11 protein-coding genes are annotated in these 17,120 nt (G+C 39.9%); 3 read left to right on the top strand and 8 right to left on the bottom strand.

Annotated features, from left to right (window positions below; all coding sequences use genetic code 11):
• The gene (locus IMPJCBKJ_RS05325; RefSeq protein ID WP_166339116.1) at positions 1 to 2,760 is read right to left on the bottom strand and encodes a cadherin-like domain-containing protein; all 2,760 of its coding nucleotides are present in this window, start codon (positions 2,758 to 2,760) and stop codon (positions 1 to 3) included.
• Between the two features lie 263 nt (positions 2,761 to 3,023).
• Between IMPJCBKJ_RS05325 and IMPJCBKJ_RS05320 the strand changes: the two genes are divergently transcribed.
• Positions 3,024 to 4,376, top strand: coding sequence for a magnesium transporter (locus IMPJCBKJ_RS05320; protein ID WP_138599934.1), 1,353 nt, complete (start codon positions 3,024 to 3,026; stop codon positions 4,374 to 4,376).
• Between the two features lie 306 nt (positions 4,377 to 4,682).
• Positions 4,683 to 5,588 carry a hypothetical protein gene (locus tag IMPJCBKJ_RS05315; protein ID WP_166339114.1) on the top strand — a complete coding sequence of 302 codons (906 nt, stop codon included), beginning with the start codon at positions 4,683 to 4,685 and terminating at the stop codon, positions 5,586 to 5,588.
• Here IMPJCBKJ_RS05315 and IMPJCBKJ_RS05310 read toward each other — a convergent pair.
• The 3 genes from IMPJCBKJ_RS05310 to IMPJCBKJ_RS05300 are packed head-to-tail and all read right to left on the bottom strand — an operon-like array spanning position 5,585 to position 8,365.
• On the bottom strand, positions 5,585 to 6,133 hold the full coding sequence (locus IMPJCBKJ_RS05310; RefSeq protein WP_054551827.1) for a hypothetical protein: 549 nt from the start codon (positions 6,131 to 6,133) through the stop codon (positions 5,585 to 5,587). The two genes, IMPJCBKJ_RS05315 and IMPJCBKJ_RS05310, sit on opposite strands and share 4 nt — an antisense overlap.
• Before the next feature lie 59 nt (positions 6,134 to 6,192).
• Entirely contained in the window at positions 6,193 to 6,888 is a 696-nt protein-coding gene (locus IMPJCBKJ_RS05305; RefSeq protein ID WP_166339112.1) for a response regulator transcription factor, read from the bottom strand.
• Between the two features lie 4 nt (positions 6,889 to 6,892).
• Positions 6,893 to 8,365 carry an ATP-binding protein gene (locus IMPJCBKJ_RS05300; protein WP_166339110.1) on the bottom strand — a complete coding sequence of 491 codons (1,473 nt, stop codon included), beginning with the start codon at positions 8,363 to 8,365 and terminating at the stop codon, positions 6,893 to 6,895.
• A gap of 168 nt (positions 8,366 to 8,533) precedes the next feature.
• Between IMPJCBKJ_RS05300 and IMPJCBKJ_RS05295 the strand changes: the two genes are divergently transcribed.
• Positions 8,534 to 9,415 carry an intradiol ring-cleavage dioxygenase gene (locus IMPJCBKJ_RS05295; RefSeq protein WP_206004098.1) on the top strand — a complete coding sequence of 294 codons (882 nt, stop codon included), beginning with the start codon at positions 8,534 to 8,536 and terminating at the stop codon, positions 9,413 to 9,415.
• A 58-nt stretch (positions 9,416 to 9,473) separates the two neighbouring features.
• Here the strand turns inward: IMPJCBKJ_RS05295 and IMPJCBKJ_RS05290 are convergent, their stop codons facing one another.
• The 4 genes from IMPJCBKJ_RS05290 to IMPJCBKJ_RS05275 all read right to left on the bottom strand — a co-directional run bounded on the left by IMPJCBKJ_RS05290 (position 9,474) and on the right by IMPJCBKJ_RS05275 (position 16,915).
• The gene (locus IMPJCBKJ_RS05290; protein ID WP_166339108.1) at positions 9,474 to 11,993 is read right to left on the bottom strand and encodes a TonB-dependent receptor; all 2,520 of its coding nucleotides are present in this window, start codon (positions 11,991 to 11,993) and stop codon (positions 9,474 to 9,476) included.
• Between the two features lie 135 nt (positions 11,994 to 12,128).
• A complete protein-coding gene (locus tag IMPJCBKJ_RS05285) occupies positions 12,129 to 13,109 on the bottom strand; it encodes a sensor domain-containing diguanylate cyclase (RefSeq protein ID WP_316247573.1) in 981 nt (326 codons plus the stop codon).
• 150 nt (positions 13,110 to 13,259) lie between these two features.
• Complete coding sequence (locus IMPJCBKJ_RS05280; RefSeq protein ID WP_138619565.1) at positions 13,260 to 13,637, bottom strand: DP-EP family protein; 378 nt, start codon at positions 13,635 to 13,637, stop codon at positions 13,260 to 13,262.
• 23 nt (positions 13,638 to 13,660) lie between these two features.
• Positions 13,661 to 16,915 (bottom strand): winged helix-turn-helix domain-containing protein, encoded by a 3,255-nt coding sequence (locus IMPJCBKJ_RS05275; RefSeq protein WP_166339106.1) that lies wholly within the window; start codon positions 16,913 to 16,915, stop codon positions 13,661 to 13,663.
• Positions 16,916 to 17,120: the final 205 nt, after the last annotated feature.

Raw genomic sequence — 17,120 nt, 5'->3', positions numbered from 1 at the left:
CTATTCTCCTAAAGGAGTCACATCGATACTGTCTTCAATACCATCATTGTCGGCATCGTCATCAGCAATTAAGCCGGATTCAGCAATCGCTTGCTCTGATGCGCCTGATAAGAAGAAGTTAGGTTTGCCATCGTGGTCCGTATCGATACTTGCGATCGAAGATGCAGGGAAGTCATTTTTAGTTGCTCGAATTGCAGCAAAATTCGCATAAAGCGCTAATTTATCGGCTTCACCAAGTACAGATTGATTAATTAGCTCAGTAACTGCTGCATCGTCTTCAAGTCTTGCAAATAGTGTGACTAGCATAGCAGTGTTATCTATGACTAATTTTTCAGATTGCTTCATTAATGCCTGATTTGCATCATTAGCTAAATCATGAAGTGCAGCTATAACTTCATTATAAATTGACAAATATTGAGAGTTGGACGTTTGGTATTTTTTCAAAGATGTAACAAACGAATCTTGATAATAAACTCCTGTAGTTATTGGGGCATCACTTATTGAGGCTATTGCCGCCTTTTCTACTAAATCTATGTAATCTTCAAATTCTAAAGATGTTTTGAGATTTGAGATAATAAAATATGTTTGTAGTAGTTGTTGCTTAGCTACCTCTACTTCGCCTGCTCTAACTAAGTAACCAGTGATCGCTAAGTGTTCTTTAACTTTTTCACTATCATCAGAGAGTAATGCAATATGTTGATTAATTATCTCTAATGCAGCTGTTAGCTCAGAGTTATCATTAATAAAGTCGTATATATTAATTAAATTACGATAAGCCTCCAGTGCCACTTTCGTGGTGAATAGCTCTGAGTTCGGAGAGAAATAAGTCGCGAGCATAGTTTTACATCTGCTTGCATAACTTTTAGCATGATCTAAGCCACCTAAAGAGATAGCTTTTTGCACTATCCCTGCACATCCATAAGTGCCTGTAATATATCTTGCATATTTTTGCTCTGTAATGAAAGCTTCAGAAAATAAGATGTCTGCAGCATAGTCTAGAACCTGCAACGCGAGTTCGTTTTCTCCTCTAGCTTCAAGTACAAGTACAGCGCCATCTTGGTTAGATTCCCAGGTTAAAGCTTTGTAAAAGCTGGTTATATTAACTTTGCTATCTTCTGTAAAATAAGTCTTTGCGTATGATACTGCATCGTCAATTCCCTGACCTGCAATGAGGTTTTTAGCAATGTCTTGTCCCATACTGTACTCAAGTGCGTCACTTATATTTGCTTCTTTTGTCATTAATTTCAAAGCAGGGTTTTCGTCGAGAGGTATGTTGTAAAGGCCGTGAATGAGCCCTGTAAGGCCTTCTAAGGGAAATTGATATTGATGTTTGGTTGCTTCATAGTAGGGACTGGCTTGGTACACATAGTTACTATCTAAGCCTGTAATACCATATAGTGATAAAGCTAAATTAACATACTTTTTGGCAAGTTCTGTTTCGTTTAGACGCAATAAAGCTTCAGCTGCCCTTAAGACGTATAGTACTTTAATTCGATCACTAGGTAAGCCTTTAAAGTCACCACTTTTTTCGATGAAGTAACCTGTTTGCTCAGCTAGTTCACCCATAGCAATAACGCTCTCAATTGCTTCCTGTCTTTTTTCTTCTGTTCTATCAGAGTAATAGTCTTCTCTTAATGAGTTAGATGTTTTGTAAAAAGAAGCTAAATATTTTGCGTAAGCGACTGTGTATTCATCGCTTTTTATTTCGTTTGCAAAAGTAGTGAGGGTATTGAGTAATTCCTTTGCTAAATTTGTTTGACCTGCACGATTATAGAGTTTGATGACATTCTGATAAAAATCAGGATCGTCTGAACTGATATTATTTAGCCCTTTTTCTGCAAGGTACTGATTGTAGGCTATGACAGATTTAGCACGAAACTCGGCTGCTATGTCATACTCCCCAAAGGAGTCATATTGTGAAGATGTGCTTCTGTAAGCTCTGGCTTTCTCATCTAAGCTGGTAATAGCATTAAAGTGTTGATTTGATTTTTCTTCGAAACCAGCAACAACATAACCAAGACCTAAGCTTGCATTAATTGTATTCAAATACACATCGTCATTGATATTTTCACTAATCGCTTCAGCTTGTTTTAAATGAGACTTATCTGAGCTGTAGTAGTAATTGAGCTTATCTTCGTTCGTAACATACGAAGGTTTTAATTCAATGGTTGCGCTGATAGGCGAGCTAATATTGCCATCGGTAAATTCAATAACAAAACTGTCGTTAATTTCTGACAGCGTTTCTGCGGTAAATGTAAATGCCCCCGTTTGCTCATCTAGAGTTAGGGTACCGTTAGTAGGAGGCGTTACTAAAGACACAGTTATAGTGTCACCGTCGGCATCATTAAAAGTTAATGAACCTTCAGTTGTCGTTGAGGTGGTTACCGTGATTGATTGGCTCGTAAGTGTTGGTGCATCGTTAACGTTGTTAACCGTAAAAGTAAGTACAGCATCAGTACTTAAGCTGCCGTCAGTGGCGGTAACGGTTACTGTGTCTTGGCCTGCAAAATCTTCTTTTGGGGTATAGCTAAAACTACCATCAGCATTTAAAGCAAATATCCCGTTACTTGCTGCAGAGCCGAGGGTATAGCTAACAGCATTATCACCTGTTGCCACAACTTGACCTGTAATAGATGTATCTTCATCTAGAGTGAACGCTGAGTTGCTTGTGAACTCAGGTGCATTATTACTATCTGAACCGCCACAGCCAGTGAGTGCAAATGCAATCACAAGTGGTAAATACTTTATTCTGTTTTTCATGCTGATACCCGTATTTATTATTGAGAAAGTTAAGAAGGGCTGAGATGTTATCATTATAATGCGAATGATAATAGATCTTGATTGCGTTTGAGTGTGCTTTTTTATGCAATTGTGATTCTCTAGCTTGAAACAGTAATTTAAAAACGATGTTTTACAGCTGGGGGGTAATTGCTTGGTTTCAAAAAAATATACCTTTTCAGAGCAGTTATTTTTTGCCAGCTGCGTTAGACTGTTGTTATTGATGTAATTAACCGAGGTCTCAAATGATTGAGTATCCTGTTGACCAACTTCCCCAGTTAATTGATGACTTGCTTCAGTGTGACACCACAACACGCAAAAATAAGTTACTTGCTGATGCTAAGGAAAAGCTTTCTACTGAACATTTATCGTTATTGTTCGAAGCGTTACCTAAAGAACAGCGTTTAGAAATATGGCAATTACTTGATGAAGATACACAACATGAAATCTTCATTAACCTAGGTGGCGATAGCTGTCGCTGGTTATTGCAAAGCTTAGATGAAGCTGAAGGGTTTAAGCTACTTGACGAAGTGAGCGTAGAAGAATTACTTGAACTCGAAGAAATTATTCCTGAGCGCTTTGTTGATTATGCACGTAAACAACTTGATGAAGTTCAAACAAAGCAGTACGACCTTGCACAGCAATATAACCCAGAGCAGTTAGGTCACTGGCTCGATTTTGATGCGCTAAAAGTATCAGAAAAACTCACCGTGGCTGGCGCGCGTAAAATTTTTCAAAAAGGCTTACCGCAATACACCGAGGTGATTTATTTGGTCAGTCGCAAAGGTACATTAATTGGTGAAGTGGCAATTAATGCATTATTCAAAGCCAATGATAACGACAGCCTGCTTGATTACGCGAACCTTGATGTATCGGCTTTACATGCTGATGACGACCTATACGAAGCTGCTGAAGTGGTTATTCATAGTGAACAAATGGCGATGCCAGTTGTTAATGCCGACAACAAACTAGTAGGCCGATTGTCAGTATCATCAGCTTATGAATTGCGTCAAGAAGTGACCGACGAAGCCGCTGCAAAAGCCGGTGGTCTACGTGAAGACGAGGATCTGTTCTCAAGTGTCACTAAGTCGGCAAAAAACCGCGGTATTTGGCTTGGTATAAACCTAGCAACGGCATTTCTTGCATCTTGGTTTATTGGTTTGTTTGGCGCAACCATAGAGCAAGTGGTTGCGCTGGCGGTATTAATGCCGGTTGTCGCTTCTATGGGCGGTATTGCAGGTAGTCAAACGTTAACGGTTATTGTGCGAGGTTTAGCACTTGGTCAGGTTACCGACTCCAACCGCAAAGCACTGTTAAAGAAAGAGCTAAGAGTAGGGGCATTAAACGGCTGTGTTTGGGCCTTTGTGATTGGTGTACTCACTTATTTTTGGTTCAACGATGGTATGTTAAGTTTAACAATCACTATCGCTATTTTACTTAACTTAGTTGCCGCGTCGTTATCAGGGGTGGTGATCCCATCGATTTTAGATAAGCTTAAAATTGATCCAGCCCTTTCAGGTTCTGTGATCCTGACCACAGTCACCGATATTGTTGGTTTTGTCACTTTCCTTGGCCTGGGTAGTCTTCTTTTACTTTAAGTGGTTAATGCGCTGGCTAAGATAATTAGCCAGCTTCATTTCGATTATGCTGTTTCTTTACGGGTATTGGTTGCAATTACCTACAATTCCAATATCACGACGTTTTGCTTTGCCATCAAAGGTCCAAGTTGAATTGTTCTAACTTATACAAGTGACTATTCGAATTTATTCATTATTTAGCGTCTCTATTAAGATACTGGATTAGAACTATTGTCGGTTACATTTATTAATTTAGTTAAAAAATACTGTTATAAAGCATTAAACTTTGTTAGCTTTCTGAAGGTGTTATCACTGAGATAATTGTGGATGAAGAAAAAGTTAGCCATGTTATTGCTGGGGTTATCTAGTTTTAATGCCTCAGCCTCTGAAAACTTTAGTGATCATGAGATGTTTTGTGAGCGGCAATCGCAAATTAGTTGCCTAGATTACATTAATCAGCAGCTTGCCAGCAGCGAGATTGGCTCTGCGCGTTGGTATGAGATTAAATCGTATCAGTTAGATTACTTCTACGACAAAATGGAATTTCAAGCTTTAAAGGATAGCGCTGAGCCTTTTATTACAAGTGAAGAATTGCCAGTCGTCTTTCAAGTACAAGTTTACTTTTATTACGCAAAATCAACACACTATTTAGGTGACTCAGAAACTGGTCATAAATATGCGACGAAAGCGTTTGAAAAGCTACAAGCTATTTTTGATTCGTTTGGTAATCCGATGCGTATGGTCGAGCTGGCCAATTTGCAATTTGTGTTTGGTAATAAAGAAACAGCGTTGCAAATTCTTGATAGGGCAGAGCGCCGTTTTGGCAAAAGCAAAGACCCCATTTTTCATTTTGAATTAGCGTCGAATAAAGCGAATGTTTTTCATTCATTAGGGGATATAGATGGTGCACTTGTAAACCGACAAATTGCAGCTGATTGGATTTTAAAAACTAATCATAATCGTAAGATTTCTGTAGCATTAGGTAACTTAGCCCGTACTCATCAACTTCTTGCTGATTATGTGAAAGCTGATCATGTTTATGTGCAGTCACTCAAATTCATGGACACGGACTCAGATCGCAACGCAGTTGCTATTTATAAATTACGCCTTGCTGAAATCAATTGGCAAGCTGGCAAGCCAGCACAGGCTTTAAAGTGGTTTAAACAAGTGCATAAAGAAGACATTCGTCAATCACATGCGAAACTTTATGCACATCTTAGTAATGTGCTTTAGATAGTGTAAAAACACCCAGATTTTTCATCTTCACCTGGCGCTAAAATTTGTAGATGGGTTGAATCGCCTTGCTCCATCAAAGGTTTCATAGTTTTATCAAACTGCTTAGCGGCATGTTCAATTAACTTTGCTTGCTGCTCTAGCGCTTTAAAATCGGCATCATGAGCAGCCATCAGTTTATTGAGCTCTGTAGCCAACTTATCTTGCTCTTTTAATAAGCTTTTATTAATTCGCAGGTGATTCTCGTTTTCAATAATAGCTTTTTCGGCGATCGCTTCTATTTGCTCAGAGTACTCAGTCACTTGTTGTTCTATGTTGCTAATTGGTTGCTCTAGCGCTTCTAGTTTTACTTGCTCATGTTTAAGCTCTAGGTATGCAGCAATCTGTTCGTTATTGAGGGTAATTTCGCTCACCTTTTTACAGTCTTTAAAAGTGATAACGCGATAATCACCTTGGTCGTTCGCTGTACTGGCATTAGAGAGGCCGATACAAGCGGTAGTGGCAGCAATTAAAAGTGCGCTTGCGCTGATGCGTACTAAATTCATAATGATATCCTACAGGGTTATGTTATTTAGTTAGTCGTCGCAAGTATGAAAAAGGTTGTTTAAGTTTTAAATTTATATCCCACACCATAAATTGACTCAATGTAATGACTATTAGGGTCGGCTTGTGTCAGCTTTTTACGCAAGTTTTTAATGTGTGAATCAATACTACGCTCGTAGCTCTCAAAGTACTTCCCTTGGGTCATGGTTAGTAAATCTTGGCGTGAAAAAACCTTATTGGGTGAGGCAATTAATATTTTTAATAAGCTAAATTCATTAATTGTTAGTTTTAGCTCTGCATTATTTACCAGTACTTTGTATTCGCTCGGATCAACAATAATATTGCCCGCTTTGAGCGTATTTGGTGCGGTAGTTGGCATACGGCGGCGCTTTAAAATAGCCTTTACACGTGCCATTAACTCTTTTGGTTTAAATGGTTTAGTAACATAGTCATCGGCACCGACATCAAAACCAATTAAGTGGTCAATTTCTTCAACCCGTGCCGTAAGCATAATAATAGGCACATCACTGTATTGTCTTATCTTGCTACACAGCTCGATGCCGTTAGTGCCTGGCAACATGATATCGAGAATAATGAGGTCAGGGTTTAGCTCATTAACAGCATCAAGTGCGCAGGTGCCATCGTGAATTAAGCTTGTTTTAAACCCTTCCAGATATAAATATTTTTCTATTAGTTCGGCAATTTTAACTTCGTCTTCAATAACGAGAATATGCTGTTTTGCTAAGGTTTCTGACATATTATTACGCCTCTGCAAGCGGGAGTTTTAACGTTATACACAGACCGCCTAAACGGCTTTTAGTTGCATCTATGCTTCCATGGTGAGCTTCAATAATTGTTTGGCAAATCGCCAAGCCTAGGCCAAAACCGCCGGTTTTTCTGTTGCGAGAGCTATCGGTGCGATATAAACGATCAAACAGTTTTTCAAGGGCTTCATCGGGGACACCGGGGCCAGAATCTTCTATCGAAAAAAATACATGATGCTTAGACACGGTTAAATCTAACCAGACTTTTTGCTGTTCATCGGTATAGCGTAAATTATTTTCTAAAATGTTTTGTAGTACTTGTGTAATACGATTCTGATCAGCCAAAATTATTACGGGTTGCTCAGATAAGGTGGCATTGAGGGTGATGTTTTTTGATTGAAATTTAAAGGCATATTTATGCGCTTGTAAAGTTACTAAGGTATTAAAATCAATCTCTTCCATCTGGTAGTTGAAGCTGTATCTGTCAAGTGTGCTGACTTTATGTAAGTCGTTCACAAGTCGACTTAACAGCGCCACTTCTTCTTGTAGTGAACTTATCGCTTTTTGGTTAGGTTCGATAATGCCATCGTTAATTGCTTCAAGTTCGCCCTCTAAAATAGTTAAAGGCGTACGCAGTTCATGAGAAATATCCATAATCCATTGACTTTGCTGCGATTCAAAACGCCTAAGCTCTGTAGCAATACGGTTGAAATCTTCCGCTAAGGTGGCGAATTCATCACTACTATTTACTGTAATTTTGGTCTCAAACTTGCGCTCAGCAAGGGCTTTTGCGCCTTCTTTTAGTTGTGAAATAGGATTAGTAAAATGACGTGCGAGTAAGTAACTAAACAATAAAGCAATTAATAAACCAATCCCCGCTGTCCACAAACTGATATTAATTTGTGTATTAAGGTAATGCTGAGTAAGCGCGCTGACATGGTTACCGTTAGCATGCAACTGCAGCACTGCAACAACGGCACCATTGTGAGTGATTTCTTGCTCGTTCACGACCTCAGTATCGGTATTGCCTGCAATCAATATTTTGCCTTTTGCATCAAGCAAGCTGAGGCGTTTTTCAAAAGGCATAAAGTCATCAGCCATCGGTTTATTGCGAGGTGGTGGCATTCCCTCATTTTGCATGTGCTTTTGAGGGGGGCCTTCTAGTGAAAAAGGTCTGGGCTCTCTTGGTTTTGGTCTGTTCGGCGAAAACAATAAACGGCTTGAGTGAAAATTGCGGTTAATTAGCTCATACCACAGAGCTTTAGAATCGATAAACATACCAATCGAACCCGTTTGCTGGTACTGCTGGCTAATTTCAGTGGCTATAAGGTTAAATGCTTCGTTGTCTATATCCTCAAATACATTATTGAGCATACGCTTATTAGTTATTGCATTAAGACCAAACATGGTCAGTACCAGCAGTAACGTAATAATAAGATTGGTAATTAAGAGTTTGTGAATTAACTTCATAGGTATCATAGTAAAATGTAATAGCCAAAATTGAATATACTATAAATGTCTATTTTTTGGCATGTGCATCCTAATCACTCTATAAAAGCACCACTTTTTCTACACAAAGTCTCTACATTTGTTCTTTATACTCGACGCTAATTATTCAAGTTAACGAAGGGGCACAAGGTGACTTTAAAACCTGAACTATATACTCGTAGAAAAATGCTAAAAACATTAGGGGTTTCTCTTGCTACTGTGCCTATGTTGGCATTTTTAGGCTGTAACTCAGACACAATATCGTCAACGGACACAACCTCAGACACCGACACATCAACGGGCACAGGCACCAGCACTGATACAGGCGATACAACAACCACGAACGACAGTGAATATGTATCGGGCACAACAGCGCTTATTACTGATGACTTTCCGGATGACAGTATTTTTGAAACATCCACCGCATGTGTGTTAGCACTTACTAAAGCAACAACAGAAGGCCCCTGTTACTTCCAAGCTGATTCAGACGAAGATATTTCGGATGGCTTAACCGGTTTGCCTATGATGCTTTGTTTACAGTTAATTGATAGTGACTGTAACCCACTAGCAAATTACGAAATATCGGTTTGGCACTGTGATACCCGCGGTATTTACTCGGGTGATACAAGTAGTAGTTCTGATAGCTCACGTTTTGCGGGTGACTTCTGTACTGATGGCGATACCGAAGCTGAGGCAAGCACCTGGTACCGAGGTTCATTGATCACAGATAGTAGTGGTCGTGTGAACTTTAAAACGCATTTTCCAGGTTGGTATTCGGGGCGAACTATTCATATTCATTTTAAAGTGTCGAACAACAATAACGACTATGTAATTAGTCAGTTTTGTTTTACAGATGCGTTCGCTAAAGAAATTTGTACTACTCACAGCGAGTACAAATCACGAGGTGAACAAGATACAACCCTTGCTAGCAACGATAATGTGTTTGGTAGTGATTATGAGCAGTTTATTTTAAATACAGCACAAAATAGCGATGGCACTTTATTGGCCTACCACACTATTCAGATTAATTAAGCAACCCATCATTGTAGGTTAGGGCGTGTTAGCAATTACTGCTTTCACGCCCTATTTTTTAAAAGCTATAAGTGATGTTACCGTAAACAAAACGACCATCTAAACTGTATGGCGTAAATGCACTGTAGGTAAAAATTTGATTGAAATCACTATAACCGATATTGCTTACAGTATCTTGAGGGTACTGATCAAATAGGTTATTAGCGCCTAATGCAAATTTCCACTGCTCATCGGGACGATAAGCTACCTCTAAGTCAGTGATCCATTTAGCATCAATAATTTCATCACCTTCAGGCGTACTTGAAGTGTCAACGACTTCGCCATAACGGGTTGCACGTAATGTTGTTTGGAAGTTTTCATAATCCCATGTTGCAGATAGGTTCCACTTATCAGCAGGAGTGCCTTCTTCAAAGCGAGTGATTTCACGACGTGCGAAGTATTGATAGTTATCACCTAGTGCTTCTAGCTCTGCTGGGTTTTCTTTAATGTGTGTGACTTCTGTGTCGTTAAAGTTAACCGCAGCACTTAAGCGTAGATCACCATAGTTTTCTAAACCTAATGAGTAGGTAGCTACAATATCAACACCTTGCGTACGTGAATCAATAGCGTTTGTAAAATATCGAACGCTTTGAGTGTTTTGTTCACCAGCTGCAGCTAGAATCGCTTCAACTTCGGGGCCACTTAAGTTTTCAGACAATACGATACGGTCGTCAATTTCAATGCGATATGCGTCAAGCGTCAGGCTAAAACCGCCTTGCGTAAAGATAAAACCCGCCGTCATATTAACTGATTCTTCAGCATCAAGTTTGCGTGCCCCTAGAGCTTGGGCTGCAGGTTCATCAACTGGGAATAAACCGACCTCACTTGGAATACCGTTTTCAAATACAGTACTTACTGATTTATAAGAAGTTTGTGCAAGTGAAGGCGCTCTAAAACCTGTGCTAATTGCACCGCGTAACGACAATGACTCGTTAATGCTGTAGCGCGTAGCTAGTTTAGAGGTAAAAGTGCTGCCAAAATCGCTGTAATCTTCAAAACGACCAGCCAACACTAGATTCCAATCTGTTGTTAGGTAAGTATCAAACTCAGCAAATACCGCAATGTTATGGCGGCTTTCGTCAGTTGCACTTTCTGGAGAGAAACCAGCTAACACTTGTGCGCCACCAGCAGCAACAGGGTTGCCATCGTCATCCAATACGGTGATGTATGAAGCCTCTTCACCTGCTTTGATTTGATAATTTTCGTGACGATACTCAGCGCCCACGGTAACAAACACATCATCAGGTAAACCAAGGTCAAGAGTATTGCTGGCATCCATGTTAATTAAGTATTGCTCATAGACAAGGGCGCCGTTATCAAATTCAGTTGGGCTGCTAACACCCATCGACGTATTTAAGCTATTACTGACCCCTAAGCCGAAATCGTTGCGACCATAATTGGTACTTACATCCCATGTCCAGTCATTGGTTTCGCCGTTAACACCGATCGCAAATGAATAGTCATCAACATCTGTATCTATTTCAGGTAAGAAGCCGTTAGGGTATACTTCGGTTAAGTTACGAGAGTCTTTGGCACGGCGATAAAAGCCTGCCGAATTACCTTTACGGTTTGAGTAACTAGCAAACGAGTAAAGTGATAGTGAGTTATCAAACTCGTAACCTAGATTATAAAAAAGTGCATAGTCTTCGATATCGGCTTTACCAAAACGATGATTGTAACGGTCGAAATCAAATTCACGTGAGTCTAGGTTGCCATTTTCATCACGACTGTATTGCTCGCGTTGATCAATTCCCGAGCGGTTTGTTGGCTCGTTATTGCGAGATTCAATAGAGATGTTTATAAAGCCGCTATCACCTAAAGCAAAACCGGCATTCGCACTTGCTGTTCGCGAAATACCATCGTTTAATTTACGATCACTGCCTTTTGCAAAGCTCAAGTTACCATCGTTATCAGCACTTGTGCTTAGTAGTTGCGGCGAGCCAGCCATTTGCGTGTCGTATTCACCGTAAGTGTAGCTAACGCTACCGCCCTCATCAGCGTCTTTTAGTACAATATTGATCACGCCAGCAATGGCATCAGAGCCATATTGTGCTGCAGCACCATCGCGAAGAATCTCAACGCGCTTAATAGCTGAAGTAGGAATATTGTTTAAATCAACGGCCGTCGAGCCACGACCCACTGTGCCACCTAAATTTAATAGTGCACCTGCATGGCGACGTTTACCGTTTACTAATACCAGAGTGTGATCAGGAGCAAGGCCACGTAAAACGGCTGGTTTTGCATGATCAGTACCATCGGCAAGAGTGGCGCTAGGGTAATTAAAACTTGGTAACTGTGAAGCAAGTACTTGGCTAATTTCAAGCTGACCAGTACTTGCTAAGTCGCGGCTTGTTAGTAGATCAACTGGCACTGTACTTTCAGAAAGGCTACGTAAACTCCTACGTGTACCTGTAACAGAGATAACCTCAATATCTTTTGCTGTATCTTCTGTATTTTGCTCAGCAGCGATTGCAGTCGCTGATGCAGCTAACGTACTTGCGATTGCAAGTTGCAAAGGTAATTTTTTGAATAATGTCATTATTGTTCCCATCTGACTTATCTAACTGAATTTAGTCTATAATACGAAACGGGAACAAACAAATAACATTAAAATATAGTATATGTGTTACTTATGATTGTTGTTGAATTTATGTTTTTATTGTTACTGTTATGTTTACGCGCTAATGCTTATTTTATTTCTGCCCTCTGTTTTTGCTCGGTATAAAGCAGTATCTGCAGCGCAAATTAATGCTTCTGAAGTACGATATTGATTATTGAACTCGCAAGCAATTCCTTGGCTTACACTTATTCTAAAATCACTCGGTAATCCTATGTCAGTAAATGGCATGTTATTTATTTTTATTTGAATATGTTTAGCAATAGCGGCGGCTGTGTCTTTTTGACAACGGGGTAATATAATAGCAAATTCTTCACCGCCATAACGGGCTGCTAAACAATCGCGAGAAGGGAGTGACTCTGCGATTATACTTGCTACTTTTTGTAAGCATTTATCGCCTTTTACATGACCGAATCGGTCGTTGAATAATTTAAAGTAATCAATGTCGATTAATATAGTGCTAATAGCTTGATTAGTTTGTACGCTTTCTTGCCAATGCTCTTTTAATGACTCTTCAAGGGTTAATCTATTTGCAAGGCCGGTTAAATGGTCAGTGGTGGCCTGTTTAATTAAGCGGTTATATTGTTCTTTGTGTGATGATAAATCGTGTAATACACAAATAAATAAATTTTCTGCAACGGCAATGTTTTTTGGCAGGCTCGATATACATAAATCCGCCTCAAGGGTTTTACTGTCGGCACGGTTTATTTTAACTTCGTTTGGCCCAAGACTTATCGGCGAGTCTTTATGGTCTAACCAACTAAGTAGGGTATACATGTATTTATCACGGTCGGTGTCGTGTAGGTAATGTAAAATGTTTTGCCCAATTAACGCTTCTTGGTTGTCACCTAAAAGCTGTGCTGCCATCGGGTTTGCAAATTCAAACGTGCCTTGGCCATTAATGATAAACACTCCTTCAGGGATGCTCTGAAACATTTGTGCAATCAGTGCAAGTTGCTCTGAATTGATAGACTGCGCAAGTGCGCTTTTCGTTTCTGATTTAGCAGTGCTTGGTTGTTCATTTTTATTAGTAGACACGTTCGTTTCCTTTTTACCGATGCAAACGATTTTGGTGTCTATAAAGTTACTTAAAAAAGTGCAAATTAACCTTCCGGTAATCTTCTGGTTTTAATTTGTTGTTTTATAATGTAAAAAAGCTCCTAAAAAGGAGCTTTTCACGAGAGGCTTTTAGTTTTCTTTTTCGTTCTCAACTTGTGGATCTGCACTTTCATAGCTTGTGCCATTGCACTCTACGATGAAAATCATACACGCAGTACCGCTATTTTCATCTGAATCGGCAATCTCAATTGTTTGACCATTGTTAGTGACTTTAAAGCTAAAGTCTTGCTCGCAATCACCTTCAAGGTTTGCAAATTTAGCACCTGTAAATTGAAAGCCAGCATCCACTGTTGCATCATCAAGTGTATAAATACCTAGGCTGTTTCTTTCATTCACAGTGCCGCCTCCAGAAACTTGCTGACCGTCTTGGAAGTATGTGAATAAAGCTTCATTTTCAGTGTTAAGTTTAATATTCACTGAAAAATTGTAAGTTTGACTTTCGCTCATTGTTATTACCTTCTAGTTGTTTTTTATAGATCAAAGTTAGTAATACCTAACTCTATTAGTTTACTTTTAATTGTACCTACCTCACTTTCCTTGTTTAAACAGGTGTAGGCTTTAATAAGTGGGTAAGTTCTTTTTATACTTTTATCGCCGTTATTATTTTCTTCAATTGCATTAATAGCTTCTTGGCATGCTTGTTGTCTTGCTATCTTGTCTTCAGCAAGCTTTGCTTTAATTAAATTAACCTTTATCAGAGCAGCGAGGTTTTCTATTTTGCTAGTGTCAGAAATTCTCTCTATAAAGTCTGAGTTGCTTTCTAACTTTAACAAAAGGTCTTCGGCTTCTCTTAAAAGGTTTCGATTGATATAATAATGAATCACCCCAATTTGAATATTTATTGAGGTTGTATCTGAAAACCCTTGGTTATTAATGTAACTCAAAACATCTTTTACTCTTTCACTTTTTTTGCTTTTATCTAACAGCATTAATTGGTATGCAAGTGATCTATAAAAGGTGCGTTGAAACTTTTGATTTTTTGGATCTTGTATTCTTGCTTGATTAATCGCATTGGTTGCTTTTTCTGCTTTTAAAAATGCCGCTTTCTTATTTGGGAAGTAGCTCAATAAAAAGCTTTGCTGCATATAAGTGTTTGCTAAATAATTATATATGCTTGCATCATTCGGTGACGTTTCAAGCATGTTGATTAGCTCTTGAGAGGCTTGCTCAAGTAGTTCAAGTGCAGCGTTTAGATTCCCTTGGCTTTCTTCTGTGGTTGCAATCCAGCTGATAGTATCTGTCTTATCGCGTAATAAATTTTTGTTATTAGGTTTAAGCTCAAGGGCTTGGTTTTTAAGTTTTAAAGATTCAGTAAAGCTCTGCTTTGCGAGCGCGTAATTAAACTGCTTTAAATACAGCGAGCCAAGTGAATTGTGTGAGTAAGATAGCTCCATAATTGAATTAAAGTCATTAGGGGCAAGCTGATACATTTTTTCACTGTAAGCCAAGTAACGTTTGAACATTGGCTCAGTCGCTAAATAATTACTTTGCTCATAAGTTAAATTACCAAGCCAAAAGGCATTGACCCCTGCGAGCATTAAAACATCTAGGTTATTGGGTTGAATTTTTAGTAATGATTCTAGGCGCGTTCGCGCATTTTCAAAGGCGGTGAAGGCTTCGTCGGTTTTGCCGCGAGAGTAGGCCACTTCACCCATGGCCTCTAAGGTTTGAGCGTATTGAAAACGGTTATTAAACTGGGCTTGTTTATCGCTAAAGTCAAACAACGAGGCAACTTCCTCGTCTTGATTGGTAAAATACTCAAGGGCTTTGTTGCTAATACCATCCAGTAAATCCATACGCCTTACGCTTCTGAGTTTGTCGGCAAATTCACCGACCATAAAACCCAATAAACTCTCCGCTTCTTGGCGTTTTTGTTTTGCTATTTGTTCGGCGTGATAGCTGCGCACGCTCATAAATGTGGCAATAAAGGTTAAGCACACAAGTGCAGCCGCTGTTATTTGTAACACGCGTTTTTTACGTTTGGCTTTGTTGTTAGAAGCTTTGATTAACGCTTGTTCGTCGCTCGATAAGCTAAACATAGGGTTTTTAACTAGGGTTTGTGCTTCTTGCAGCGGTTTGCCTTGGGCTAATAAAAAGTCGCTGTGTTTATGTTCTAGCAGCCATCGCTCGGTGGCAAGTTGCACACGGCTTTGAATTGCTAAACTTTGTTGATGCTCTTGCACCCAATCTATGGCGCGTTGCCAATGGCGCAGCAGCGCTTCGTGGGCAAGGCTAAAGCAGGCTTGCTCATTTTTAAGGTGTGATACAAACAAGCGGCTGTCGACCATAGCCTGAACAAGCTTGGTCGCGGCAGGGCTGGTTAATTCGCTCCAATGTGCTGCACGGCTAGTAAGTGTTTCGCCATCTGGGCTTAAAGTGATCAGCTTAGAAAGTACTGCGGCAAGTTCAGCTTGTTGGTCTTTGGGTAATTGGCAAAATACCTGTTCGGCTTTTTGGCCGATGGCTCCTTCGATGGTGCCAAGGGCTTGGTATTCAGAAAACAATAATTCGTTGTCTGGGCTGCGCTGCAAGTAAAGCTGCTGCAAGGTGTATTGCAGCATTGGCAATGCATCTGGGTTATTGGCAGTATCGTTACAAAGTTGTTCATCAAGCGGTGTGTGATGCTCTGGGTGATGTTGCCAACTTAAGCCTGCTGCAAGTGCTGGCAAACGGATCATTTGCTTAAGCTCAGAGCGAGTTGGCGCTAATAAGTCAAAGTGTGCGCCATTGGCTTTACCTGCCATTAAACTTGGTTGACTCACTACTTGCGGGTAAAAGTCATTACGACAGGCACTAAAAATGATCATGCAGCCACTTGTTGCTAAGCGCTCAATAAGTGCTAACAGCTGGTTGCGCTCGTCATCGCTAAATAACGGCGATGACAATAGCACTTCGAGCCGGTCGATAAATAAAAATAAATAGGGCGTAGTGCGCTCTGCTTGTAGCGCTGCAAGTGCTGCTTTACAGCGAGAAATAACCTGTTCTGGATCTGTTAATAACAATTCAGCCAACGCATCGGCGCTTATATCGCTAAGTACAGGTGCGTCGTTTATTTCTAAATCGAGCAAGGTTGAGGCTAAATCAATCAGTAAGCGTTCTTTGTTGACATCGGCAAAGTCGAGTTGGCAGTAACTATGTACTCTAATGCCATCGTAGCCATTACTCGACATTAAAGCGGGCAATACACCTGCGTTAACTAACGACGATTTACCTGAACCACTGGCTCCCAAAATTAAGCAAAATGCGCGACCAAACTCTATTTGAGCCGATACCCGCTGTAGCAAAGTGGCAATTTGTTTGTTTCGACCAAAAAACACATCGGCTTGCTCTGGTGCAAATGCACTTAAGCCAACAAAGGGCGAATCACCTTGCCAACTGGTTTGGCTGGCTTTTTGTTCTTCGTTGAGTGGAAAGTTGATTTCGGCAATAACCCGATAACCGCGTTTACGAATGGTTTCTATGTAATGCGGATCGCTTGCTTTATCATCAAAGGCTTTACGTAATTGGGTGATCACTTTATGTAGGGGGTTGTCACCGAGCGCCACATTTGGCCAGCAGTGGCTGATAATTTCTTCACTTGTTAGTAGCTCACCTTGTTTTTCGCAAAGCAGCAGTAATACATCCATCGCCTTGGGTTCAAGATGCTTTGTTTGTTCACCGCGTCTGATTGAATTAGTAGCCGGAGTAACTTGCCATTCGCCAACGAAAAACAGCGCCGTATTCATAGTGTTATCTTCATTGTTATTGTTAGAAACGCAGTCCGATTGGACCGATTTTATATTAGATTACGGGATACTTTGATTAATACAATATTATGAGATCAACAGCAAGCGCCTTGCCTTTTCTGACATTAAAAAATCATATTGATGTCGTGTATATAAAACTTTTTGTAAAGTTTGTTTGACTTTTTGTGTTACTAGGTTAATCTTT

This window comes from Pseudoalteromonas sp. MB47 (assembly GCF_011319765.1).
In the GTDB taxonomy this organism is placed as follows: domain Bacteria; phylum Pseudomonadota; class Gammaproteobacteria; order Enterobacterales; family Alteromonadaceae; genus Pseudoalteromonas; species Pseudoalteromonas simplex.
Note: the sequence above shows the minus strand (reverse complement) of the source record. Positions and strands in the feature narration are given on the sequence as shown.